Below are 25014 nucleotides of genomic sequence, written 5' to 3' on the forward strand. Positions count from 1 at the left end.
ACGGGTTGATCTTGTTCACCGATCACAAACCGGCCTACGCTGAGTCATGGTGCTCGACGACGGCGCGGTGCGACTGGGCGGTCGGTGCCGGGTCCGCGACCTGGTGAATGTCTCCGAATCGGTGGGCCTGGAGCTGGCCGGCGACCCGGCCGGAGGCGACACACCGGTGACCCGCACGGTGCTGTTCGACCCGCTGGCCGCGCTGCGCCCGGTGCCCGGAGCGGTGCTGCTCGGCGTCGGGCTGGCCGCGCAGCTGGTCGACGTGTCCGCGGTGCTGGCCGAGGCGGCGACCGCGGGGTACGCCGCGCTGGTGGTGCGCCGGGGCACCCTGGCCGCCGGCCCGGGCCTGGCCGCCGAGGCCGACGGTCACCGGCTGGTGCTGCTGACCGTCGACGACGACGCGGACTGGCTGGGGGTGGAGGCGCGGCTGCGGGCGGCGATCCTGGCCGCCGCCCAGTTGGCCGGCGGGGTTCCGGCGATCGCCACCGGTGACCTGTTCGCGGTGGCCGAGGCGATCTCCGATTCGGTCGGCGGGGCCGTGGTGATCGAGGACGCCGACCTGCGGGTGCTGGCCTACTCGTCGGGGCAGTACCCGATCGACGAACCGCGCCGCAACGCCATCCTGGGCCGGCGGGTGCCGTTCGCGCCGGAGAACCCCGGCCAGTACCGGCAGGTCTACCAATCGGCGTCGGTCTGCCGGATCAAGGCGGTCGGCACCGACCTGGATCGGCTGGGGGTGGCGATCCGCTCCGGGGATGAGGTGATCGGCTCGCTGTGGGTGACGGTGCCCCCGGCCGGACTGCGCGCCGGCTCGGAGCGGCACCTGACCGACGTCGCGCCGGTGGTGGCCGTGCACCTGCTGCGGGCTCGGCAGTCCGAGGACCTGGCCCGCCGGCAGCGCAGCGAGGCGGCCGCCGAATTGATCTCCGGCGGTGGGGATCTGCGCGACGCCGCCACCGTGCTGGGCTTCGTGCCGGGGGCGCCGGTGGCCGCGATGACGATCGCCGCCGTCACCCCGGCGCAGCGGCTGATCGCCCGTCGGCAACGGTTCGCGGCGCTGGTCGAACTCACCTGCCAGTCCCGGAAGCTGGTGGTCGGGGTGGCCGGTGCCGGGGATCTGGTGCAGGTGCTGTGCTCGGCCCCGACGCTGTCGGCGCCCGACGATCTGATCGCGGCGGCCGAGGCGATCGTCGGGTCGGCGCGCAGCGCGCTGGAGCTGACCGCGGTGGTCGGCATCGGGCCGGTGGTCACCGCGGTCCCGCAGATCCGGGCCTCGGCGCAGCGCTCGGCCAAGGTGGCCACCCTGTTGCGCCGGGAGCCGGGGCTGCCCGCGGTGGCGACGCACCGGCAGATGGCGGACCGGACCAGCTTCGCCGACCTGGCGGCGGCCGCCGCCGACGATCCGCGACTGGTCTCCGAGCGGGTCGGCGAGATCCGGGCGCACGATCTGCAGTTCGGCACCGATTTCGCCGAGCTGCTGCGGGTGTATCTGCGCAACTGGCGCGACGCCACCCGCACGGCGGCGGCCCTCGGCGTGCACCCCAACACGGTGCGCTATCGGCTCGGCCGGATTGCGGCGATCTTCGGCGTCGACCTCGCCGATCCCGACCAGGTGCTGCCGATCTGGCTGGGGCTGGAGGTGCACAAGCGCTCCGGCGAACCGGCCCCTCCGCCTCGAGAGTGAAAATATTTTCACGCTCGCGCCCGAGAGTGAAAATATTTTCACACTCGAGGGGGCAGACGCGGGAACGGCTGGGCGGGGACGGCTGGGCGGGAACGGGCGCGGCTGCGGCTACAGGGCGAACGAGTACCCGCCGTTGACCGGGATGGTCTGACCGGTGATCCAGGAGCCCTGCTCGCCGGCCAGCACCACCGCCAGCGCGGCGAGGTCGTCGGCGACGCCGGGGCGCCGGATGGCGTAGCCGGACAGGATCGCCTTGGCCTGCGGTGCATCCGGCTCGGCCCACAGCGGCTCGGTCATCGGAGTGCGCATGGTGCCCAGCGCGATATTGTTGGCCGTCACGCCGTGGCGACCGGATTCCAGCGCCACCGATCGGGTGAGCGCGGCCGCGCCTGCCTTGGACGCCCCGTAGGCCGCACCGAAGGCATCGCCGGTGCGGGCCGCGTCGGAGACGATCGTGATGATCCGGCCCCAACCGCGCTGCTCCATCCCGGGCAGCGCGGCCCGGGTGCAGTGCAGCACGCCGTAGAGGTTCACCCGCAGGAACGGCTCCCACCCGGCGGGCTCGGAGTCCGCGAACCGGCCGCGCGTCCCAAACCCGTCCGGCCCGGCGTTGCCGGCGTTGTTGACCAGGATGTCCACCGGGCCGGCATCGGCCACCGCGGCGGACACCGCCGCGTAGTCGGTCACGTCGAACGGCACCGCGCGGGCGGCGCCGCCGGCGGCCCGGATCGCGGCGGCCACCTCCTCGGCGCGCTCCGCGCGCAGGTCGTTGACCAGGACCTCGGCGCCGGCCTCGGCGAAGGTGCGGGCCAGGCCGTGCCCGACGCCCTGGCCGGAGCCGGTGATCAGGGCGGTGCGGCCGGACAGGTCCAGATTCAGCGTCATCTCGCTCCTCTCGCGCGATATCCCCACCGCGCGCTCCCAATCTAGTTAGAGTGGCTTTCAACTGTACGGGTAATCGAAAACAATGGCGGCAGAAAGTATTTGACGTCGATGACAGTCAAGGGAGTGCTTGTGGCCAGTGAGGCGAACGAGACCGGCGTGTTGGCCGGCGACGACCGAATGCTGATCGACGGTGAGCTGCAGCATGCCGCCGGCGGCGCCGCCTTCGAGGTCATTCACCCGGCCAGCGAGCAGGTCGTCGGCCGGGCCGCCGACGGCACGGTCGAGGACATGGGCCGCGCGGTCGCCGCGGCGCGACGGGCCTTCGACGACGGCAGCTGGTCGGCCGACCTGGAGTTCCGCAAGCACTGCCTGATGCAACTGCATGACGCGATGGAGCGGAGCAAGGAACGGCTGCGCCGCATTCTGATCACCGAGGTCGGCTGCCCGGTGACGGTCACCGGCTCCCAGATCGAGAGCCCGATCCACGAGGTCAAGCACTGGGCCGAGTTCGGCGCCGACTTCGAGTACCTGCGCGACACCGGCCTGCACGACACCCCGCTGGGGCCGGCGCGTCGGATGCTGCGCTACGAGCCGGTCGGCGTGGTCGGTGCGATCACCCCGTGGAACGTGCCGCTGTATCTGAACATCGCCGAGACGGTGCCGGCGCTGATGGCCGGCAACACCGTGGTGCTCAAACCCGCGCAGCTGACCCCGTGGTCGGGCAGCGAGCTGGGCCGGATCGTGGCCGAGGAGACCGACATCCCGGCCGGGGTGTTCAACGTGGTGACCTCCAACGCCAACGAGGTCGGCGCCGCGCTGTCGGCCGATCCGCGGGTGGACATGATCACCTTCACCGGGTCGACGGCCACCGGCCGGGCGATCCTGGCCGCCGCCGCCCCGACGGTGAAGAAGACCCTGCTGGAGCTCGGCGGCAAGTCCGCGCACATCGTGCTCGAGGACGCCGACCTGAACGCCGCCATGCCGCTGGCCGCGATGATGGCGTGCGTGATGTCCGGGCAGAGCTGCGTGCTGCCGAGCCGGATCCTGTTGCCGCGCAGTCGCTACGAGGAGGGCATCGGGCTGCTTGCCACGATGATGCAGAACTTCCCGGTGGGGGACCCGTGGACCCCGGGTGTCATGCAGGGGCCGCAGATCTGTGCCGCGCAGCGCGAGAAGGTACTGGGCCTGATCGCCTCGGGCGTCGCCGACGGCGCCCGACTGGTGACCGGCGGCGGCATCCCGGCGAACCTGCCGGTCGGCTACTACACCGAGCCCACCCTGCTGGCCGACGTGGACCCGAACAGCCGGATCGCCCAGGAGGAGATCTTCGGTCCGGTGCTCACCGTGACGCCGTACGACACCGACGACGAGGCCGTCGCGATCGCCAACAACTCCATCTACGGGTTGTCCGGCGAGGTGTCCGGCGCCGACGTCGACCGGGCGTTCGCGATCGCCGCGCGGTTGCGCACCGGCAACGTCACCATCAACGGCAAGAGTCACTTCGGCATCGACAGTCCGTTCGGCGGCACCGGTCAGAGCGGCCTGGGTTATCGCAACGGCACCCACGGCTACCAGGAGTACCTGCACATCAAGACCATCGGCATGCCCGAATAAGGCTGGGCAACAAGGGAATTCGGGGTGTGACGCGCAATCGTGCGACACACCCCGAACTTGTTTCCGGGTGGCTCGGGACTTCATATACATCCGTGTATATCGAATACAGATATGTATAGTAGTGATCGGCGTCATAGCTGGGGCATCGCCGATGCCCCCTTCCGCTGCCCGAGGAGTTCCCGCATGACCACAACCCAACCCGGCTACTGGTTCGACAACGCCCTGGCGCTCGACGACATCGAGTCTGGGCGCTACCGGATGGACATCAGCACCGGCCGCTACGTCGATGCCGACGTGGTCCGGGCGGAACACGACAACATCTGGATGAAGGTCTGGCAGGCCGCCGGCCGCGAATCCGAGCTGCCCGAGGTCGGCGACTGGAAGGAATACCAACTGCTGGACCAGTCCTTCCTGCTGATTCGCGGCCGGGACCACCGGGTTCGCGGGTTCGTCAACGCCTGCCGGCACCGCGGCAACGTGCTGTGCAAGGGCAGTGGCAATGCCAAGCGGGGCATCCTGTGCCAGTACCACCTGTGGTCTTACGACCTGGAGGGCAAGCTCAAGGGCGCACTGCGGGAGCGGGAGAACGTGCTGACCCAACTGGACAAGGAAAGCCTTGGCCTGCTGGAAGTTTCGGTCGACTGCTTCGCCGGGTTCATCTTCCTCAACCCCGACCCGAACGCCGCGCCGCTGCGAGAGTTCCTCGGCGCTGAGGTGGTCGACCTGCTGGAGCCCTACCGGCTGGACCAGATGGTCACCGTGCTGGATGTGCGGGAGGCGTTGAACTGCAACTGGAAGGTGGTGATGGACGCCTTCTCCGAGGGCTACCACATCTCCGGGATCCATCCGCAGCTGCTGCAGGTGGTGATGATCGACCCGAGCACCACCCGGTACCGGTTCTTCGACAAGCACAGCGTGTCCTGCGCGCCGTTCGAGGTGGCCGGCAAGAAGTACGGTCTGGAGGAACAGATCGAGGGCATCATGGGCCTGCCGGAAACCTTCCCGTCGGTCACCGCCGTGCTGCCGCGATTCGCCGAACTCGTCGGCGAATACCGCGACGAGGCGGGTGTGCTGAACCTGCCGGAGGGGGTGACCCCGCGGACCCTGCTGCAGCGGGCAACCCGGGAAACTCTGACCGGAATGGGATTCGACGTCGGCGGCCTGACCGACGCCCAGATGAGCGACAACAACGGCTGGGTGCTGTTCCCGAACTTCTTCATGACGGTTCGGGCGGGGGAGGCCACCGTCATCCTCGCCCAGCCGCACGAGAGCGGAGACCCGAACCGCTGCTACTGGCACATCCTCAGCGTCATGTGGCTGCCCGAGGAGCACCGCGAGGCCTTCGCCGCCGCGCATCTGGAGGTCACCGAAGCCGGCAGCTTCCCGTATTTTCTCGCCCTGCAACAGGATTACGAGCAGATGCCGCGTCAGCAGCGCGGGTTGCGCAACACCCGGCTGGAACACATGTCGCTGGTCAAGGAGGAGGTGGTGATCGCCCACTTTCACTCCGTGGTGGATCGCTATCTGGCCGGAGCCGCGCAGTGACCGATCTTCGCGACGCGCTGCTCGGCCGCGACGGAAATGCCAGGCGGGCGATCGAGTACGCCGTCGTCACCAAGGCGGTGGTGGACGGCGCCAAGGAACCCGGGTTCGGTGCGGCGAGCTGGAATCCGCTGCGGGACATGATCGAGGTCGACGAGTTCGTCCGGGTCGGCAACTTCAAGGAGACGATGGACTGGGCCGGCTACGTCGGCTTCCTGACCGGCTGGGCGCCGGCCGCACAGTGGGACGCCACCTTCAAAAGGGTCACCGAGGTCGACGGCCGGGTCTTCCTCGAACTCGAGGAACGCAGCACGATCGGTGACCTGCACAGCGTGGTCAACTCGCTGTCGGTGTACGAGTTCAACGCCGCCGGCAAGATCACCCACATCGACGTCTACCTGCAGATGCCGTTGCCGCCGCCCGAACTGTTGGCCGGCTACCAGGATGTGGAGATCACCCGATGACCGACGAGCCGGATTTCTTCACCGACAACGGGTTGCTCGCCGACCCCTACGACTATCTGGCCGGGTTGCGCCGAGATCACCCGCTGCGCCGGGAACCGCACCACGACGTCGTGATGGTCACCGGCTACGACGAGGCCGTCGCAATCTACAACGACACCGAGGGGTTCTCGTCGTGCATCTCGGTGACCGGGCCGTTCCCCGGCTTCCCGGTGCCGCTGGACGCCGAGTCCGACATCCCGGCGCTGATCGCCGCGCACCGCGACGAGTTGCCGATGAGCGATCAGCTGCCCACCTTCGACCCGCCGTCGCACACCGCGCACCGCGCGCTGCTGTCGACCATGATCACCCCCAAGCGGCTCAAGGAGAACGAGGAGTTCATGTGGCGGCTGGCCGACCGGCAGTACGACCTCGCGCTGGCCGGTGATCGCTGCGAGTACATCGCCGACTACGGCAGCCCGTTCGCCATGCTGGTGATCGCCGATCTGCTCGGCGTGCCCGAGTCCGACCACCCGGAGTTCCACCGGGCCCTGTTGGAGGATGCCGCGGGCACCATCGGCAGCAGCGACGGTGACACCATGCACGCCAGCCCGCTGGAATATCTGTACGGCAAGTTCAGCGGCTACATCGGTGACCGTCGGGCCCACCCGCGCGAGGATGTGCTGACCGGGGTGGCGGCCGCGAAGTTCCCCGACGGCCGCACCCCGCGGGTGATCGACGCGGTCCGGGTTGCGGCGAATCTCTTTGCCGCGGGCCAGGAAACCACGGTGCGGCTGCTCAGTGCGTCGGTGATGATGTTGGCCGAGGACCGCGAGCTGCAGGCCCGGCTGCGCGCCGATCGCGGCCTGATCCCCAGGTTCATCGAGGAGTGCCTGCGGCTGGAGAGCCCGGTGCGCGGGGATTTTCGGCTGGCCACCCGCGACGTCGAGGTCGGCGGCGTCACCGTGCCCGCGGGCAGCACCGTCATGCTGGTCAACGCGGCCGCCAACCGGGACCCGCGCCGCTTCGCCGACCCGGACACCTTCGATCTGGACCGGCCGAACGCACGTAACCACATCGCTTTTGGGCGCGGCGTGCACAGCTGCCCGGGCGCACCGTTGGCCCGGGTCGAGGGCAAGGTGAGCCTCAACAGGCTGTTCGACCGCACCGAGGAGTTCTGGATCGACGAGGACCGGCACGGCCCGGCCGATCAGCGGCGCTACCGCTACATCCCGACGTTCATCCTGCGTGGGCTGACCCGGCTGCACATTCGGTTCAGCCCGGCCCGATGATCAACTGGGCTGGGCGGCCTCGGGGTCGGCGGGCTCGACGTGCGACATCACCATCTCCAGGTAGGGGCGGTAGAGGTTCTCGGAGTCGATGTGACTGCCCAGGGTGATGCCCTCGTAGGTGGCGATCAGCACCTTGGCCAGCAACTGCGACGGCACCCGCAGCCGGGCGCCGATCTTGACCAGATGGGCGTCGATGTAATCGGCCAGCGACTGCGCGGTGGCCTGGCGCTGGGCGGCAACCCGCTCGCGGACCTCGGGATTGCGCAGCAGGAACAGGGTGAACTCGTACCCCAACGCCGCCCGGTGCGGCTCAGCGATGGTGAGCATCCGCCACCGGTCGGCCAGCTGGTCGGAGTCGAAATCCCCGACGGTCCGGAACGAATCGACGATGTCGTTGAAGCCGTCCAGGAAGCGTTGCAGCTGGCGCTCCATCACCGCCAGGAACAACTCCTCCTTGGTGCCGAAATGCGAGTAGATGGCGCCTCGGGTGTAGCCGGCGGACTCGGCGATGACCTCCAGGGCGGCCGCCCCGAAACCCTGCCGCGCCACCACTTCCTCGGCCGCGTCGAGCAACAGGTTGCGGGTGTGCTCGACGCGCCGCTGCCGTGTCCAACGTTCCACCACAACTACATCTTTGCAGGCCGCCGGCCGTCGTCGGCCCGCATGTCACCGGTTGGTTCGCCAACCCCCACCGAAAGGAAACCGATGGACCTCGTTGAGCGGATCGCCAAGCACCGCCGGATGGCGGAGAGCTACCGCGACAAATACGTGCTGCAGAAGGTCGCCGACGGCGAGCGTTACGACGAGTGGGAATTCGCCGACGACGCGGTCTACACCTCGCCCTACTTCGTCGCCGGCCAGGAACTGGTCCTCAAGGACGTGGCGACCTCGTTCGATGTGGCGGCGACCGTGGAGGCCAAGGCGTACTCGGTGGTGTTCCCGGACTGGAAGCCGGTGGACTACCGGGTCTGGCCGGCCGAGAACGGATTCGTCATGCGGTACCGGTGGGAGGGCACCACCACCGACGGGGAGACGATGGGGTTCTATTCCATCAGTTTCGTCGACACCAACGAGGACGCCCAGATCACCCACTGGTCGACCTACGTCAACGACGAGGAGTACGGGCCGTTCCTGGAGCGCGCGATCGGGGCGCGCGGACCGTTCCACGGCGACGAGTACATGCAGGCGCTGGCCCGGCACTTCGAGAAGCACGGGCTCAGTGTCTGACCGGGTGGCCCTCGGGTCTGGCCGGGTGGCGGTCGTCACCGGCGGCGGGTCGGGGATGGGGGAGGCCAGTGCCCTGGAGTTGGCCCGCCGCGGCGACAGGGTCGCGGTGCTCGACGTCGATGAGGCCGCGGCGCGCCGGGTGGCCGAGGCGATCAACCTCGCCGGCGGGACGGCGATCGCGGTGCGCGCCGACGTGGCCGACCGCTCGTCGGTCGACGCCGGCTACCGCCGGGTGCGTGCCGAACTGGGGCCGATCGAGATCCTGGTGACCAGCGCGGGCAAGGTGGGCTTCGGCAAGTTCACCGACATCAGCGTCGAGGACTGGCACCGGATCGTCGACATCAACCTCAACGGCACCTTCCACTGCTGTCAGCTGGCACTGCCCGACATGCTGGCCGGGCGGTGGGGCCGGATCGTGATGATCTCCTCCTCGAGTGCCCAGCGCGGCGCGCCCTACATGGCGCACTACGCCGCGGCCAAGGGGGCGGTGATCACCCTGACCCGATCGCTGGCCAACGAGTACGCCGCGAAGGGCATCACCGTCAACAACATTCCGCCGTCGAGCATCGACACCCCGATGACCCGCCAGTCGCAGGCCGACGGGAAGCTCGGCTCGTCGGAGGAGTTGGCGAAACGGATCCCGATGGGACACCTGGGCACCGGCGAGGACATCGCCGCGGCGGTGGCCTACTTCTGTTCGGAAGAGGCCGGTTTCGTCACCGGCCAGGTCCTCGGCGTCAACGGCGGCGCGGTGATCTGAGCAAAAACCCAGGGTGTGGGGCTGGCCCGGGTGCCCTACTTCCAGTCGATGACCGCGGTGTTTTTCCCGGGCCAGGGTGTGGGGCTGGCCCGGTGCCCTACTTCCAGTCGATGACCGCGGTGTTTTCACCGGGCCAGGGTGTGGGGCTGGCCCGGGTGCCCTACTTCCAGTCGATGACCGCGGTGTTTTCACCGGGCCAGGGTGTGGGGCTGGCCCGGGTGCCCTACTTCCAGTCGATGACCGCGGTGTTTTCACCGGGCCAGGGTGTGGGGCTGGCCCGGGTGCCCTACTTCCAGTCGATGACCGCGGTGTCCTTCCGCTCGGTGATCGGCCGGGCCAGTTCCTGCTCGTCGCAGATGCGCTGCAGGTTGGCCAGTGTTTCCTCCAGACCGGGGCCCATTCGCTTGCCGGGGGTGAAGGTGGCCGGCAGGTTCCGCATGCCCTGGATGACGCCGATGGTGTCGTAGTGCACCGCGCCGGCGGGGTCGCACTGGTAGTCCGGCATCCGGTCGAGCACCGCCATCAGCATCGACTTGAACACCGTGCGGGCCACGTTCGAGCCGGCGCAGCGATGCACGCCGAGCCCGAAGCTGAAGTGCCGGTTGCCCTTTCGATCCAACACGATGTCATTCGGGTTCTCGAACACCTGCGGGTCGCGGTTGGCCATCGCCCAGGACAGCCACAGCCGCTCACCCTCCTTGAACTGGGTGCCCTCGAACTCGGTGTCGGCGGCGAAGGTGCGGCCGTCCCCGGGGGCGGGGGTGAAGAACCGCAGGAACTCCTCGGTGGCCGGAGCCAGCAGCGTGTCGCGCTCCTCGGTCAGCCGCTTGCGCTCCTCGGGATGCTCGCCCAGCCACTCCAGGGCGTGCGCGGTCAACGCGGTGGTGGTGTCGAAGCCGCCACCGATCACCAGGCCCAGGTTGCCCAGGATCTCGATCTCGGGGGCCGGCTTGCCGTCGATCTCGGCGTGCACCAGGGCACTGACCAGCCCGGGCCGGGGAGTCTCCTTGACCTCCACCATCGCCTTGATGATGTCCAGGCCCATCTCGCGGTGCATCTCGTTGATCCGCTCGCGGTCCGGGGAGTCCTCCGGGGTGTAGACCGAGGCGTGCGTCGGCTCGCTGTAGACCTTCCACTTGTTCAGCTCGACGCCCATCATCGCCAGCGTCAGCACCGCAGGCACGACATTGGCCAGGTCCTCGACGAAGTCGATCTGACCGGTCTCGATCTTCTCGTCGATGGCCGCCCGGGTGATCTCGTCGACGAACGGCACCCAGCGCTTGATCGCCGCCGGCGACAGGTACGGGTTCATCACCCCGCGGTAGTTGCTGTGCTCGGGCTCGTCCATCTCCAGGATCCCGCCGCGCACATAGGAGGCGCGGCTGGCAACCGGAATGCTGATGCCCTGATACCCGGTCCCGGTGCCGGAGACGTCGTGATCGTTGGACACCACCGGGCAGCGGGCCAGCTCGAAGACCTCCTTGCTGCCGGCGGCCACCCAGTGGCCGCCGTAGGTCTCCGTCCACGCCATCGGGCACTTGGCGTGCATCTCCTCGGTGATCGTCTCGAACTGCAACCGGTACTCCGGGCTGTGCCGATCGAAGTGATACGGGGTGGGCTTGTCGACGCTGACATCGTCGATACTCACGGCGTTGTCTCCTTGTTGTGCTGAACGATCCGACGGCCCGATCTGCGGGCCGGTCGGCGTCATTCGATGTTGATCGCTTGCTCGGGGCAGGACTGGGCGGCCTCGCGCACCGCGTCCTGCTGATCCTCGGGAACGATTTCGTTGACGGCCGTGGAATGACCGTCGACGTCATCGAGGACAAATGAGTCGGGGGCGATCATCGCGCACAGGGTGTGGCCCTGGCACTTGTCGCGGTCCACCCATACCTTCATGTGTGCATCCTTATCGCCGAATCATGCTGTGGTGCCGAATTATGCTGCGGTGCAGCGGGTTTGTGGATCAGACGTGGTAGTCGTACCACTTCAGGTAGCCGCCTGCGTCGACGCGCAGCTGCATGCCGGTGACGAAGCGGGACTCATCGGAGGCCAGCCACAGCACGGCGTTGCTGATGTCCTCGGGGTCGACGTAGGGCACCCGCATGGCCTGCTGGACGGCGAAGACCGGCTCGGCGTCGGCGCGGGTCGGGTTCTCCAGATCCGGGCGGAACGACTTGTACATCGGCGGGCTCTGCAGCATGTCGGTGTTGCAGTTGGTCGGGTGCACCACGTTGGCGCGGATCCCGCGCACGGCCAGCTCGGTGGCCAGGTAGTGCACGTACTCGGAGATCATCCGCTTGGACACCATGTAGCCCATGCCGCCCGGGTCGCCGCCGGGGTTCGGCTTGTTGTGCGCGTCCATCAGCGCGGCCGCGGACGCGGTGGCGATGATCGACGCGCCCTCGTTGAGATGGGGGAGCGCGACCTGGATGGCATTGATGGTGCCGATCAGGTTGGTGTTGATCCCGTCGGTCCAGGCCTGCATCGCCGGTGCACCCTTCATGGCGGCGACGCCGGCCTGGGCCACCACGATGTCGAGCTTGCCGAACTGCGCCAGGCCTGCCTCCAGGGCGGCCTGGAGCTGGGCGGCCTCGCGGACGTCGGCCTTCACCGCGACGATGCCGCGACCGGTCTTCTCCACCAGCTTGGCGGTCTCATCGAGATCCTCCTGGCTGGCCATCGGGTAGCCGATGGTGTCGATGTTCTCGCAGATGTCGACGGCGATGATGTCGGCGCCCTCTTCGGCCAGCCGCAATGCGTGACTGCGGCCCTGGCCGCGGCCCGCGCCGGTGATGAATGCGACCTTGCCCTGAACGCGTCCCACGGTCTTCCTTTCGCCCGGGCCCAGCGGCCCGGTCAGAATGTCGATTTTCGATTATGAGAATCCTACTCTCGCGGCGCAACGTGACACAAGGTTTGTGGACTGACAGTCTTGTAATGCGCGTTTTCCCATCGCGGACGGCAGGGTGGGCTATCTTGGCAATCCCCGGGACGCCTCGCTCCCGGGCTGGCGTTCTCGACATCGGGCTGTAGGATTCGCGACGAATGAGAATGACGTGTCCATAGCCAACCCAGGAGACTCGATGGCATCCCCAGACGCAGTCGCAACGACCGGCGGCGCGACCGCAACCGATGACCGGCGGCCCGCGCGGCGCCTGCTGATCGACGGAAAGCTCGTCGAAGCGCAGGGCGGCGCGACCTACGCCAGCCTCAACCCGGCCACCGGCGAGGTGCTCGCGCACGCCCCGGACGCGACCGTCGCCGACGCCGAGGCGGCCATCGCGGCGGCCCGCACGGCCTTCGACACCACCGACTGGTCCACCAACACCGAGCTGCGGGTGCGCTGCCTGGAGCAGTTGCACGCCGCGCTGGTGGCCCATCGCGACGAGATGGGCCAGCTGACCACCGACGAGGTCGGCGCCACCCCGGCGCTGCTGGCCGGCGCCCAGTACGACCAGCCCGTCGCCATCGTCAAGTACTACGCGGACCTGCTGCGGGACTACCCGATGACCGAGGACCTCGGCAACATCGAGAGCCGCGGAATGCAGCACCACCGCTGGGTGGAGAAGGAGGCCGCCGGCGTGGTGGCGGCCATCATCGCCTACAACTACCCCAACCAGCTGGCGCTGGCCAAGCTCGCCCCGGCGCTGGCCGCCGGCTGCACGGTGGTGCTCAAGGCCGCCCCGGACACCCCGCTGATCACCCTGGCGCTCGGCGAGCTGATCGCCAACCACACCGACATCCCGGCCGGGGTGGTCAACGTGATCTCCGGCGTCGAACCGGCCGTCGGTGCGGCGCTGACCGTCAGCCCGGACGTCGACATGGTGACCTTCACCGGCTCGACCCCGACCGGGCGGGCCATCATGGCCGCGGCCAGCGAGACGCTGAAGAAGGTGTTCCTGGAACTCGGCGGCAAGTCCGCGGCGATCATCCTCGATGACGCCGAGCTCAACATGGCCACCATCTTCGCGGCGTTCTCGATGGTCACCCACGCCGGCCAGGGCTGCGCGCTGACCTCGCGGCTCCTGGTGCCGCGCTCGCGGCGCGACGAGATCGTCGAGATGATCAAGACGCACTTTAGCCACGTCCGCTACGGCGATCCCAACGAGCCGACCACCTACATGGGCCCGCTGATCAGCGAGAAGCAGCGCGACAAGGTCGATGCCATGGTGCAGCGCGCGGTCGCCGCCGGCGCCACCCTGGTCACCGGCGGGCAGAAGCAGGGACCCGGGTTCTTCTACACCCCGACCCTGCTGGCCGACGTCGACCCGGACTCCGAGATCGCCCAGGAGGAGGTGTTCGGCCCGGTGCTGGCGGTCATCGCCTACGACGACGATGACGACGCGGTGCGCATCGCCAACAACTCCATCTACGGACTGTCCGGGGCGGTGTTCGGCGATCAGGACCGCGCGCTGGCGCTGGCCCGCCGGATCCGCACCGGAACCTTCAGCATCAACGGCGGCAACTACTTCAGCCCGGACGCACCGTTCGGCGGGTTCAAGCAGTCCGGCATCGGCCGGGAGATGGGTTCGGCCGGGCTGGAAGAATTCCTGGAGTCCAAGACCTTCGCAACGGTGGTGGGGTAGCCGATGAGCAAGCCACTGGAGGGCGTGCGGGTGCTGGAAGTCGCCATGTACGGCTTCGTCCCCTCGGCCGGTGCGGTGCTCGCCGAATGGGGCGCCGAAGTCATCAAGGTCGAGCACGCGGTCACCGGCGATCCGCAGCGCGGGCTGCGCCAGACCGGGTCGCTGCGCGTCGAGGGCGACCCGAACCCCAACATCGAGCACGCCAACCGCGGCAAGCGCAGCATCGGCCTGGAGATGGGCACCCCCGAGGGGTGCGAGGTGCTGCTGGAACTCGCCCGGCGCGCCGACGTGTTCCTGACCAGTTTCCTGCCCGGGCACCGCGCCAAGTTCGGCATCGACGTCGACGACATCCGCGCGGTCAACCCGACGGTGATCTACGCCCGCGGCAGCGCATTCGGCCCGCGCGGCGAGGAAGCGGCCAAGGGCGGCTACGACATGACGGCGTTCTGGTGCCGGGCCGGCACCGCCGCCTCGATCACCCCGCCGGGCCTGGACGGGATGATCGGCCCGCCCGGACCGGCCTACGGCGACACCATCTCCGGCACCAACCTGGCCGGCGGCATCGCCGCGGCGCTGTTCAAACGGGAGCGCACCGGCGAGCCGTCGGTGGTCGACGTGTCGCTGCTGGGCAGCGGGCTGTGGGCGATGGGGCATCTGATCGCGCTGACCTCGCATCTGGACGAGCTGCTGGTCAATCCGCCGCCGAACAACGCGGGATCGCCGATCAACCCGCTGGTGCACCTGTACCCGACCTCCGACGATCGCTACATCTCCTTCGTGATGATGCAGCCGACCAAGTTCTGGGGCGACGTGTGCCGGCACCTGGACCTGCCGGAACTGGCCGACGATCCCCGGTTCGGCACCGCCGAATCCATCGCCGAGAACACCCCGGCGGCCGTCGAGATCATCGAGAAGGTGATCAAGACGCGGCCGCTGGAGCAGTGGAGCGAGCGATTCGCGACGCTGGCCGGGCCGTGGGCGCCGGTGCAGGACACCCTGCAGGCGGCCTCCGATGCGCAGGTGCGGGCCAACGAGTACATTGTCCGAGCCGGTGATCTGGATCTCGTTGCCAACCCGGTGCAGTTCGACGTCACCGCGCCCCAGACCGGGCCGGCGCCGGGCTTTGCCGAACAGACCGACGACATCCTGCTCGAACTGGGACTCGACTGGGACCGCATCATCGAACTGAAGACCGCAGGCGCGGTCACCTAACGGATCGGAAGCGCCCACGACATGATCACCCTGTCTGCCGCGAATCCTCGCGCCGACCAGGCGATTTCATCGCCGGTTGACGTAAGTGGCATTACATTTTCGGGAAAAAGTGTTGTGGAGCTCGCAATTTCCTACACTGTGACCGATTGCCTGGGCCAAGAAGATCGGGGTACCGGCCGCGGTGCGGTGGCCCAGGCACGACCCGGAACCGATGGCAGCGCCCTGGAAGGACCGGCAATTGGCGACTAAGAGCCCCGAGCGTTGGTCCACCGGCATACCCGTCATCAAGAATCTGTCCCAACCCGCCCAGGCCATCGGCGGCCTGTTCTCGATGGGCGCTGACGCGATCCGGTTCATCTTCGTGCGGCCGTTCCAGTGGCGGGAGTTCCTGGAACAGTCCTGGTTCGTCGCTCGGGTGTCGCTGGCGCCGACGCTGCTGGTGGCGATTCCGTTCACCGTGCTGGTGTCGTTCACGCTGAACATCCTGCTGCGCGAACTCGGCGCCGCTGACCTGTCCGGCGCGGGGGCGGCGTTCGGTGCGGTGACCCAGCTCGGCCCGATGGTGACGGTGCTGATTGTTGCCGGGGCCGGGGCCACGGCGATGTGCGCGGACCTCGGCTCGCGGACCATCCGCGAGGAGATCGACGCCATGGAGGTGCTGGGCATCAACCCGGTGCAGCGGCTGGTGACGCCGCGGATGCTGGCCTCGGGCCTGGTGGCCTTCCTGCTCAACAGCCTGGTCGTGATCATCGGCATCCTGGGCGGCTATGCCTTCTCGGTGTTCATCCAGGACGTCAACCCCGGTGCCTTCGCCGCGGGGATGACGCTGCTGACCGGGGTGCCGGAGGTGCTGATCTCCTGTGTCAAGGCGCTGTTGTTCGGCCTGATCGCCGGCCTGGTGGCCTGCTACCGCGGGTTGACCATCACCGGCGGCGGCGCGAAGGCGGTCGGCAACGCCGTCAACGAGACGGTGGTGTACGCGTTCATGGCGTTGTTTGTGGTGAACGTGGTGGTCACCGCCATCGGCATCCGGATGACGACGGGATAGCGCATGAGTACTGCCCAGATCGTGCGGACCTGGTTTCCGCGCCTGGTCGACAATCTTCGGCGTCCGATCGACGTGTTCTCCGGCATCGGCGATCACGTGCTGTTCTACGGCCGGGCGCTGGCCGGTGTGCCGTACGCCGCCGTGCATTTCCGTAAGGAGATCATCCGGCTGATCGCCGAGATCTCGATGGGCGCCGGCACGCTGGCGATGATCGGCGGCACCGTGGTGATCGTCGGCTTCCTGACCCTGGCCGCCGGCGGCACCCTGGCGATCCAGGGTTACTCCTCGCTGGGCAACATCGGGATCGAGGCGCTGACCGGCTTCCTGTCCGCGTTCATCAACGTCCGCATCGCCGCGCCGGTGGTGGCCGGGATCGGACTGGCGGCCACCTTCGGTGCCGGTGTCACCGCGCAACTCGGTGCCATGCGGATCAACGAGGAGGTCGACGCGCTGGAGTCGATGGGCATCCGGTCGGTCGAGTACCTGGTATCCACCAGGTTCATCGCCGGCATGATCGCGATCACGCCGCTGTACTCCATCGCGGTGATCCTGTCCTTTGTGGCCAGCCAGTTCACCACCGTGGTGCTCTTCGGCCAGTCCGGCGGCCTCTACCAGCACTACTTCGACACGTTCCTCAATCCCATCGACCTGCTGTGGTCCTTCGTGCAGGCGATCCTGATGGCGGTCACGATCCTGTTGATCCACACCTACTTCGGCTATTTCGCCGCGGGCGGGCCCTCCGGGGTCGGCGCCGCGGTCGGCAACGCCGTGCGCACCAGCCTGGTCGTCGTCGTCTCGGTGACGCTGCTGGTCTCGCTGGCGATCTACGGCTCCAACGGCAACTTCAACCTGAGCGGCTAGGGGAGAGGCAAGCGTGAACGCACAGCCCATCGGTGCCCGCCCGCACCGCGCGCCGACCAAACGGCGGCAGCCGGCGGCCTGGGTGCGCCCGGTCACCGGCCTGGCCGCGGTCCTGGTGCTGGCCCTGGTGGCCACCGTCGCCGTCGGCCTGTTCCAGGGCGCGTTCACCAAGACCCTCCCGGTCACGGTGATGGCGCATCGGGCCGGCCTGGTGATGAGCAACGACGCCAAGGTCAAGATGTACGGCGTGGAGGTGGGCCGGGTCTCCTCGATCGAGTCGCTGCCCGACGGGATGGCCGCGCTGCACCTGGCGATGAACCCCGAACTGATGAAGATGATCCCGGGCAACTCCCGCGCCCAGATCGCCTCCTCGACGGTGTTCGGCGCCAAGTACGTGCAGTTCGACCCGCCGACCAGCGGGCCCGTCGGCACCCTGCAGTCCGGCCAGGTGCTGCCGGTCGACCACGTCACCGTCGAGATGAACACGGTGTTCCAGCAGCTGGTGACGGTGCTGGAGAAGATCGACCCGATCAAGCTCAACGAGACCCTGGGTGCGCTGAGCCAGGCCACCGGTGGTCGCGGTGAGCAGTTCGGCCAGACGGTCACCGACCTGAACGCCATGATCGGCAAGCTGGAGCCCAGCCTGGACAACCTCGGCACGACGATGGAGCTGATGGCGCCGGTGGCCGAGGCCTACGCCGATGTCACCCCGGAGCTGGTGGAGACGGTCACCAACACCAACCGGATCAGCCAGAGCATCGTCGAGGAGCAGAAGAACCTGGATGCGTTCCTGGTCAGCATGATCGGGCTGGCCGACGTGTCCAACGACGTGATCGGCGGCAACCGGGAGGGGCTGAGCACGGTGCTGAACCTGCTGCGGCCGACCACCGACCTGCTCGACGAATACGCCCCGGGCCTGAACTGCTCGCTCAAGGGCATGGAATACCTGCTCTACCAGCCGCCGACGATGGAGCCGGGCATCTTGGTGAACGTCGCGTTCACCCTGCACGTCGACCGCTACCGCTACCCGCAGAACCTGCCCAAGGTCGCGGCCAGCGGCGGACCGCACTGCATGGGCCTGCCCTACATCGGTTTCGGCAACAAGAGCAAGTACCTGGTCACCGACACCAACGCCAACCCGTGGCAGTACGGCAACCAGGGCATTCTGCTCAACTCCGACGGACTCAAGCAGATGCTGTTCGGCCCGCTGGACGGCCCGCCGCGCAACTCCCTGCAGATCGGAATGCCCGGATGACCCGCGCTCGAAGCACCCTGATCAAGTTCGCGGTGTTCGCCACGGTGATGTCGGTCCTGACGGTGTTCCTGTTCATGGCCTTCGGCGAGTTCCGCAGCGGCAAGGTCAACTCCTACAGCGCCGTCATCGACGACGCCTCCCGGCTGGCCTCCGGCGACTCGGTCCGGGTCGCCGGGGTGCGGGTCGGCACCGTCAACGACGTTGCGCTGCAGCCCGACCACACCGTGACGGTGAAGTTCGACGCCGACCGCGGCATCCGGCTCACCGAGGGAACCGAGGTGGCGGTGCGCTACCTGAACCTCGTCGGCGACCGGTACCTGGAACTGATCGACAAGCCCGGTGACGCCCGGGTACTGCCCGCCGGAGCCCAGATCCCCAAGGAGCGCACCTCCGGGGCACTGGACCTGGACATGCTGCTCGGCGGCCTGCGCCCGGTGATCCAGGGCCTCAACCCGCAGGACGTCAATGCGCTGTCCTCGGCGCTGATCCAGATCATGCAGGGCCAGGGCGGCACCCTGGACTCGCTGCTGAGCCGCACCTCGTCGTTCTCCTCCGGCCTGGCCGACGACAACCAGGTCGTCCAGGAACTGATCGACAACATGAACACCGTGGTGGGCACGCTGTCCAAGGACGGCGAGAAGTTCGACGGCGCAGTCGACAAGCTGGAGAAGCTGATCAGCGGGCTCGCCGAGGACAAGGACACCCTCGGCGATTCGCTGACCAAGCTGGAGGACGGCACCAGCTCGCTGGCCGACCTGCTGACCCAGGCCCGCGCCCCGCTCAAGGGCGACGTCATCGAACTCAACCGGGTCGCCACCCTGCTCGACGATGACAAGGCCACCCTGGACACCGGCCTGGGCCGCGCTCCCGGCAACTACCGCAAGCTGGCCCGGCTCGGCTCCTACGGCAGCTGGATCATGTACTACATCTGCGGTCTGCAGGTCCGCGTCACCGACCTGCAGGGCCGGACCGCGGTGTTCCCGTGGATCAAGCAAGAAGCCGGAAGGTGCGCGGAGATCTGATGCGTAAATACCGCGAATCCAATCTGATCCGGGCCGGCATTCTCGGCGCCGTGCTGATCCTGCTGATCATCGCGATCGGCCTGCAGCCCGAGCGGATCACCCAATGGGCCACCTCGGTGCGGCATCAGGCGCTGTTCACCGAGGCCGGCGGCATCATGGTCGGCAACGACGTGACGCTGTCGGGGATGAAGATCGGCTCGGTGACCGACGTCGGCCTGCGCAACGGCGATGCGCTGGTCACCTTCACCACCGAGGGCCGGTACCCGCTGGGCTCCCAGACCACCGCGCATATCCGCACCGGATCGCTGCTCGGTGAGCGGGTGCTCGCCCTGGAGTCCGACGGCAGCGGAACGCTGCCGCCCTCGGAGATCATCCCGACGACGCGGACGTCCTCGCCGTATTCGCTGACCGACGCGATCGGCGACCTGACCAGCAACACCGCGGACACCGACACCGGCTCGCTGAACGCCGCGCTGGACACCCTGTCTCAGACCCTCGACGAGATCGCCCCGCAGCTCGGCCCGACCTTTGACGGGCTGAGTCGACTGTCGAAATCGATCAACAGCCGCAACGAGAACCTCGGGGCCCTGCTCAAGAGCGCCGGGAACGTGACCAAGGTGCTCGGCAAGCGCAGCCAGCAGTTGAACACGCTGCTGCTCAACGCCGATGCGCTGCTCGGCGTGCTCAGTGACCGTCGCCAGGCCATCATCGACCTGATGGCCGCCACCTCCGCGGTCACGCTGCAGCTGCGCGGCGTGGTGGCCGACAACGAGGAGCAGCTGGGTCCGACGCTGGATCGGCTGAACTCGGTGACCGCGGTGCTGGAGAAGAACCGCGACAACATCACCAAGATGCTGCCGGACATGAAGAAGTTCATGCTGTCCCAGGGCGAGACGCTGGCCAACGGCCCGTACTACAACGCGTTCGTGCCGAACCTGGGTGTCGCCCAGATCGCACTGCAGCCGTTCATGGACTACGCGTTCGGCTTCCGGCGCGGTGTCAACGCCGGTCAGCCGCCGGACAATGCCGGCCCGCGCGCCGAACTTCCATTGCCCTACAACGGGATTCCCGGAGGGGCCCGCTGATGAAAAAGTCACTGCGTAACGGAATTGCGCTCGCCGCGGTCGTGGCCCTGGTGCTCGGCGGTGCCTACGTCGTGCAACGGGTGTTCTTCGGCCCCCGCACCGTCAGCGCGCTGTTCGACACCGCCACCGGCATCTATCCCGGCGACGAGGTGCGGGTGTCGGGGGTCAAGGTCGGCACCATCTCCGCGATCACCCCGGAGGGCACCCAGACCCGGCTCACCCTGAAAGTCGACCGCGGCGTGCCGGTGCCCGCCGATGCCAAGGCGATCATCGTCGCCCCGAACCTGGTGGCCGCGCGCTATGTGCAGTTGGCGCCGGCCTACAAGGGCGAAGGCCCGACGATGCCCGACAATGCCGAAATCCCCCGGGAACACACCGCGGTTCCGGTCGAGTGGGATGAGGTCAAGACCCAGTTGATGCGGATGTCCACCGAGCTCGGTCCGCGCAGCGGTGTCGACGGCACCTCGGTGTCGCGGGTGATCGACAGTGCCGCCAACGCCCTGGACGGCAACGGCGACAAGCTGCGCGAGACCATCAAGGAGATGGCCGGGGTATCCCGGGTGCTGGCCGAGGGCAGCGGCAACATCGTCGACATCATCGAGAACCTGCAACTGTTCGTCACGGCACTGCGCGACAGCAGCGCCCAGGTGGTGTCGTTTCAGAACCGGCTGGCCTCGCTGACCAGTGTCGTCGACGGCGGTCGCTCGGATCTCGACGAGGCGCTGGTGAACCTGTCGGCCGCCACCGTCGAGGTCAAGCGATTCATCCACGGCACCCGGGACAAGACCGCCGAGCAGATCCAGCGGCTGACGAACGTGACGCAGAACCTGGTCGACAACCAGATGAACGTGAAGAACATCCTGCACATCGCCCCGAACGCCTTCGTCAACGGCTACAACATCTACAACCCGAACTCCGGCAGTCCGCTGGGCCAGTTCGTGTTCAACAACATGTCCAGCCCGCTGGAGTTCATCTGCGGGGCGGTCGGTGCGGTGGAGAACGTCACCTCACCGGAGACCTCCAAGCTGTGCGCGCAGTACCTCGGGCCGGCGCTGCGGTTGATGAACTTCAACGCCATTCCGTTCCCCATCGCGCCGTACCTGATGCCCTCGGCCAGCCCGGAGAACATCGTGTATTCCGAGCCCAGCCTGGCCCCGGGTGGTACCGCGGGCAAGCCGTCCGCACCGGAGCCGCCGCCGGCGGTGTCCGCCTACGGCGGGCTGCCGCCGGGACCGCCGCCGCCCGCGCCGTTCACCGGTCGAGCGCCGGGGGAGGCCCCGCCGGGCGCCCAGCAGATGCTGCCCGGTGGCGGGTATTCCCCGCCGAACGTGCCGTCCTCGCTGCCGGCCCTGCTGAACCCGGGTGGAGGAGGACAGTGAAGCGCTCGAAGCCCAACAGCCACCGGGCCGTGCGGATGGTCGCCGTGGCCGGCCTGTCCGTCGCACTGACGACCGGCGGCTGCGCGTTCCAGGGCGTCAACTCGTTGCCGCTGCCGGGTGCGGTGGGACGCGGCTCGGACGCCAAGGTGTTCCACGCCGAGATCGCCAATGTAGCGATGCTGGAACCGAACTCGCCGGTGATGATCAACGACGTCGTGGTCGGCAGCGTGCGCAAAATGACGGTCAAGGACTGGCACGCCGATGTCGAGTTCTCGGTGCTGCCCGATGTGGTGGTGCCGGAAAACGTTCAGGTCAGCGTCGGCCAGACCAGCCTGCTTGGCTCCATGCACGTGGCCCTGAAGACACCGTTGAACGAGCAGCCGCACGGCGCCCTGGCGCCCGGCACGGTCATCCCGATCGACAGTGCGTCGACCTTCCCCACCACGGAGAAGACGCTGTCGTCGCTGGCGGCCGTCGTCAATGGTGGCGGGTTGGGTCAGATCGGCGATGTCATCCACAACTTCAGCATCGCGATGAGCGGCCGCGAGGCCGACTTCCGCGACCTGCTGACCCGGATGGACAAGTTCGTCACCACGCTGGACACTCAGCGGGACAACATCATTGCGACCATCCGTTCGATGAATCGGTTGGCCTCGACGTTCGCCGAGCAGAACGATGTCATCTCCGATGCGCTGGTGAAGATTCCGCCCGCGCTGGAGGTGCTGAGCAAGCAGCGGCCGAAGTTCGTCTCGGCGATGCAGAAGTTCGGCACGTTCAGCGCGACGGTCAGCGAGTTCAGCGGTGACTCCAAGGACGATCTGGTGGCCAACCTGGCCAACCTGGAGCCCGCGTTCAAGGCGCTCGCCGACGTCGGCCCGTCGTTGGCGGCCATCATCGAGTACGCGGGTCACTTCCCGTTCACCCAGAGCTTCATGGACCGGTCGATCCGCGGTGACTTCTACAACCTGTTCGCCACCATCGACCTGACCGTGCCACGGCTCAAGCACAGCCTGATGCTGGGCACCCGGTGGGAACAGCAGGACGCCGGCCTGGTCCCGACCTACGGTGACCCGACCTATCTGAACTACACCTATGACCCGCTCAAGACCGGGGTCGCGGCGCCGCCGCCGCTGAGCGGGGTGCCGCAGGGTGAGCTCACCATGCCGCAGGCCCCGCCGCCGCCGGCCAACATCGGCCCGGTGCTGCCCGCGGTGCCCCCTCAGCCGATGCTCGGTGCGCCCCAGGCGGTTTCGCCGCCGGCGGACTCCTCCTCGTCGATCTTCGCCGGACCGTATGGGAATGGTGGCTGATGCTCACACGTTTCGTCAGGACACAGCTGATCCTGTTCACCATCGCGTCGCTGGTGGGTGTGGCGGTGATGCTGTTCGGCTACATGCAGTTGCCGACGCTGCTCGGGCTGGGACGCACCGTCGTCAAGCTGGAGCTGCCGGCCACCGGTGGGCTGTACAAGTTCAGCAACGTCACCTACCGCGGGGTGCAGGTCGGCAAGGTCACCGGGGTGGACCTCACGCCGACGGGCGCGGTGGCGACGCTGTCGCTGGATTCCTCCCCGAAGATCCCGGCCGCCCTGACGGCGCACGTGCGCAGCATGTCGGCGGTCGGCGAGCAGTACGTCGATCTGCAGCCCAGCACCGACGAAGGGCCGTACCTGGCCAGCGGGTCGGTGATCCCGCGGGAGGCCACCACCATCCCGCAGGCCGTCGGGCCGATGCTCGACCAGGTCAGCGCGCTGGTCGACACCATCCCCAAGGAACAGCTGTCCAAGCTGCTCGACGAGACCTACAAGGCGTTCAACGGCACCGGGTACGACTTCGGCTCGATGCTGGACTCGGCGTCGACCATCAGCCGGGAGGGCGACCGCATCGCCGACCGCACCCGGGCCCTGGTGGATGACTCCGTTCCGCTGCTCAACGCCCAGGCCCAGACCACCGATTCCATCCGCACCTGGGGGCGCAGCCTGGCCGGCATCACCGGGCAGATCAGCACCCGCGACGCCGAGGTTCGCAACGTGCTGCGGGAGGGTCCGGCGTTCGCCGCGGAGGCCTCGGCGCTGCTCAACCAGCTCAAGCCGACGCTGCCGATCCTGCTGACCAACCTGACCACCATCGGCCAGATCGGTGTCACCTACCACGCCTCGCTGGAGCAGCTGCTGGTGCTGCTCCCGCCGTACGTCGCGCAGATCCAGACCTACGCGCCGACGAACAACCCGGCCGGCCTGCCCAACGGTGACTTCTCGCTGGGCCTGGCCGATCCGGTGCCGTGCACGGTGGGCTTCCTGCCCCCGTCGGCCTGGCGCAGCCCGGCCGACACCACCACCATCGACACCCCGGACAACCTGTACTGCAAGCTGCCGCACGACTCACCGATCGCGGTGCGCGGTGCCCGCAACTACCCGTGCCAAGGCTTCCCGGGCAAGCGGGCACCGACGGTGGAGCTGTGTGAGGACCCGCGCGGCTATCAGCCGCTGGCCCAGCGTCAGCACGCCCTCGGGCCGTACCCGTTCGACCCGAACCTGGTGTCCCAGGGCGTGCCGATCGACTCCCGGGCCCTGCCGGACTCCAACACCTTCGGTCCGGTCGACGGCACCCCGCTGCCGGAGGGAATGGCGGCTCCGCCGCCGGGATCCCCGCCCGCGCCGCCGGCGGGTCCGCCGCGCTTCCCGGGGATGGGCCCGGGCGCGATGCTGCCGGGGCAGCCGCTGTACACCGCGCCGCCGGTGGCGCCGCCACCGGGCGCGACGGCACAGAATCCGCTGACCGCGCCGCTGCCCCCGGTCGAGGCGCCGGGTGGGGTGCACATGCCCGATGTGCCGAATCTTGGTCCGCTGCCGGACATTCCGCAGATGGGCACCGGGGTCCCGCCCGGGCCGGTGGGCAGCCCGGAGGTGGCGCCGTCGGCCTACAGCAACGGCGCTGCGGCGACCCAGCCGTCCATGCAGGTGACCAAGTACAACCCGCGCACCGGGGAGTACACCGGCAGTGACGGCGCCCAGTACCAGCAGGCTGACCTGGTGACGCAGCCCAAGAGCTGGCAGGATCTGCTGCCCAGCTGACCGGTGTCAAACGAGAAAGCCGGCCCCCCCGGGGGCCGGCTTTCTC

The 25014-nt window shown here is 68.3% G+C and carries 22 protein-coding genes; 17 read left to right on the forward strand and 5 right to left on the reverse strand.

Features of this window, described 5'->3' with window-relative positions; all coding sequences use genetic code 11:
• Nucleotides 1–46: 46 nt before the first annotated feature.
• Nucleotides 47–1684 carry a PucR family transcriptional regulator gene (locus tag G6N10_RS00545; protein WP_085093465.1) on the forward strand — a complete coding sequence of 546 codons (1638 nt, stop codon included), beginning with the start codon at nt 47–49 and terminating at the stop codon, nt 1682–1684.
• Between the two features lie 108 nt (nt 1685–1792).
• Here G6N10_RS00545 and G6N10_RS00550 read toward each other — a convergent pair whose 3' ends face one another.
• Complete coding sequence (locus tag G6N10_RS00550; RefSeq protein ID WP_085093467.1) at nt 1793–2569, reverse strand: SDR family NAD(P)-dependent oxidoreductase; 777 nt, start codon at nt 2567–2569, stop codon at nt 1793–1795.
• Between the two features lie 177 nt (nt 2570–2746).
• Between G6N10_RS00550 and G6N10_RS00555 the strand changes: the two genes are divergently transcribed.
• The 4 genes from G6N10_RS00555 (at nt 2747) to G6N10_RS00570 (ending at nt 7457) form a co-directional block, all read left to right on the forward strand.
• Entirely contained in the window at nt 2747–4183 is a 1437-nt protein-coding gene (locus G6N10_RS00555; RefSeq protein WP_234810457.1) for an aldehyde dehydrogenase family protein, read from the forward strand.
• A gap of 183 nt (nt 4184–4366) precedes the next feature.
• Nucleotides 4367–5728 (forward strand): aromatic ring-hydroxylating oxygenase subunit alpha, encoded by a 1362-nt coding sequence (locus G6N10_RS00560; protein ID WP_085093471.1) that lies wholly within the window; start codon nt 4367–4369, stop codon nt 5726–5728.
• The gene (locus G6N10_RS00565) at nt 5725–6189 is read left to right on the forward strand and encodes a hypothetical protein (protein ID WP_085093473.1); all 465 of its coding nucleotides are present in this window, start codon (nt 5725–5727) and stop codon (nt 6187–6189) included. Before G6N10_RS00560 ends, G6N10_RS00565 begins: the two co-directional genes overlap by 4 nt.
• Nucleotides 6186–7457: a cytochrome P450 gene (locus G6N10_RS00570; RefSeq protein ID WP_085093475.1), complete on the forward strand. Its 1272-nt coding sequence runs from the start codon at nt 6186–6188 to the stop codon at nt 7455–7457. Before G6N10_RS00565 ends, G6N10_RS00570 begins: the two co-directional genes overlap by 4 nt.
• Here the strand turns inward: G6N10_RS00570 and G6N10_RS00575 are convergent, their stop codons facing one another.
• Nucleotides 7458–8081 carry a TetR/AcrR family transcriptional regulator gene (locus tag G6N10_RS00575; RefSeq protein ID WP_085093477.1) on the reverse strand — a complete coding sequence of 208 codons (624 nt, stop codon included), beginning with the start codon at nt 8079–8081 and terminating at the stop codon, nt 7458–7460.
• 81 nt (nt 8082–8162) lie between these two features.
• Here G6N10_RS00575 and G6N10_RS00580 point away from each other — a divergent pair, with 81 nt between their 5' ends.
• Entirely contained in the window at nt 8163–8684 is a 522-nt protein-coding gene (locus G6N10_RS00580; protein WP_085093479.1) for a hypothetical protein, read from the forward strand.
• Nucleotides 8677–9444 (forward strand): SDR family NAD(P)-dependent oxidoreductase, encoded by a 768-nt coding sequence (locus G6N10_RS00585; RefSeq protein ID WP_263993223.1) that lies wholly within the window; start codon nt 8677–8679, stop codon nt 9442–9444. Before G6N10_RS00580 ends, G6N10_RS00585 begins: the two co-directional genes overlap by 8 nt.
• A gap of 286 nt (nt 9445–9730) precedes the next feature.
• On the opposite strand, the gene G6N10_RS00590 is transcribed toward G6N10_RS00585, so the two are convergent.
• The 3 genes from G6N10_RS00590 to G6N10_RS00600 form a co-directional block, all read right to left on the reverse strand.
• Nucleotides 9731–11092, reverse strand: coding sequence for a cytochrome P450 (locus G6N10_RS00590; RefSeq protein WP_085093482.1), 1362 nt, complete (start codon nt 11090–11092; stop codon nt 9731–9733).
• A 59-nt stretch (nt 11093–11151) separates the two neighbouring features.
• Entirely contained in the window at nt 11152–11343 is a 192-nt protein-coding gene (locus G6N10_RS00595) for a ferredoxin (protein WP_085093484.1), read from the reverse strand.
• A 67-nt stretch (nt 11344–11410) separates the two neighbouring features.
• Nucleotides 11411–12271 carry a mycofactocin-coupled SDR family oxidoreductase gene (locus tag G6N10_RS00600; RefSeq protein ID WP_085093486.1) on the reverse strand — a complete coding sequence of 287 codons (861 nt, stop codon included), beginning with the start codon at nt 12269–12271 and terminating at the stop codon, nt 11411–11413.
• A gap of 259 nt (nt 12272–12530) precedes the next feature.
• On the opposite strand from G6N10_RS00600, the gene G6N10_RS00605 reads away from it, so the two are divergent.
• From G6N10_RS00605 to G6N10_RS00650, 10 genes are all read left to right on the forward strand, one after another.
• A complete protein-coding gene (locus G6N10_RS00605) occupies nt 12531–14033 on the forward strand; it encodes an aldehyde dehydrogenase family protein (protein WP_085093488.1) in 1503 nt (500 codons plus the stop codon).
• 3 nt (nt 14034–14036) lie between these two features.
• The gene (locus tag G6N10_RS00610; RefSeq protein ID WP_085093490.1) at nt 14037–15245 is read left to right on the forward strand and encodes a CaiB/BaiF CoA transferase family protein; all 1209 of its coding nucleotides are present in this window, start codon (nt 14037–14039) and stop codon (nt 15243–15245) included.
• 211 nt (nt 15246–15456) lie between these two features.
• Nucleotides 15457–16293, forward strand: a complete 837-nt coding sequence (locus G6N10_RS00615) for an MlaE family ABC transporter permease (RefSeq protein ID WP_085093492.1) — start codon at nt 15457–15459, stop codon at nt 16291–16293.
• A gap of 3 nt (nt 16294–16296) precedes the next feature.
• Nucleotides 16297–17154 carry an MlaE family ABC transporter permease gene (locus tag G6N10_RS00620; protein ID WP_085093494.1) on the forward strand — a complete coding sequence of 286 codons (858 nt, stop codon included), beginning with the start codon at nt 16297–16299 and terminating at the stop codon, nt 17152–17154.
• A gap of 28 nt (nt 17155–17182) precedes the next feature.
• The gene (locus G6N10_RS00625) at nt 17183–18409 is read left to right on the forward strand and encodes an MCE family protein (protein WP_179962861.1); all 1227 of its coding nucleotides are present in this window, start codon (nt 17183–17185) and stop codon (nt 18407–18409) included.
• Nucleotides 18406–19431 (forward strand): MCE family protein, encoded by a 1026-nt coding sequence (locus tag G6N10_RS00630; RefSeq protein WP_085093497.1) that lies wholly within the window; start codon nt 18406–18408, stop codon nt 19429–19431. Before G6N10_RS00625 ends, G6N10_RS00630 begins: the two co-directional genes overlap by 4 nt.
• The gene (locus tag G6N10_RS00635) at nt 19431–20516 is read left to right on the forward strand and encodes an MCE family protein (RefSeq protein ID WP_085093499.1); all 1086 of its coding nucleotides are present in this window, start codon (nt 19431–19433) and stop codon (nt 20514–20516) included. The genes G6N10_RS00630 and G6N10_RS00635 overlap by 1 nt, the downstream gene beginning before the upstream one ends.
• A complete protein-coding gene (locus G6N10_RS00640; protein WP_109750404.1) occupies nt 20516–21895 on the forward strand; it encodes an MCE family protein in 1380 nt (459 codons plus the stop codon). The genes G6N10_RS00635 and G6N10_RS00640 overlap by 1 nt, the downstream gene beginning before the upstream one ends.
• A gap of 35 nt (nt 21896–21930) precedes the next feature.
• Nucleotides 21931–23205: an MCE family protein gene (locus G6N10_RS00645; RefSeq protein ID WP_085093852.1), complete on the forward strand. Its 1275-nt coding sequence runs from the start codon at nt 21931–21933 to the stop codon at nt 23203–23205.
• Nucleotides 23205–24968, forward strand: coding sequence for an MCE family protein (locus G6N10_RS00650; RefSeq protein WP_085093505.1), 1764 nt, complete (start codon nt 23205–23207; stop codon nt 24966–24968). Before G6N10_RS00645 ends, G6N10_RS00650 begins: the two co-directional genes overlap by 1 nt.
• The last annotated feature ends 46 nt before the right edge of the window (nt 24969–25014 follow it).

Origin of the sequence: Mycolicibacterium fallax, from assembly GCF_010726955.1 — a bacterium.
In the GTDB taxonomy this organism is placed as follows: Bacteria; Actinomycetota; Actinomycetes; order Mycobacteriales; family Mycobacteriaceae; genus Mycobacterium; species Mycobacterium fallax.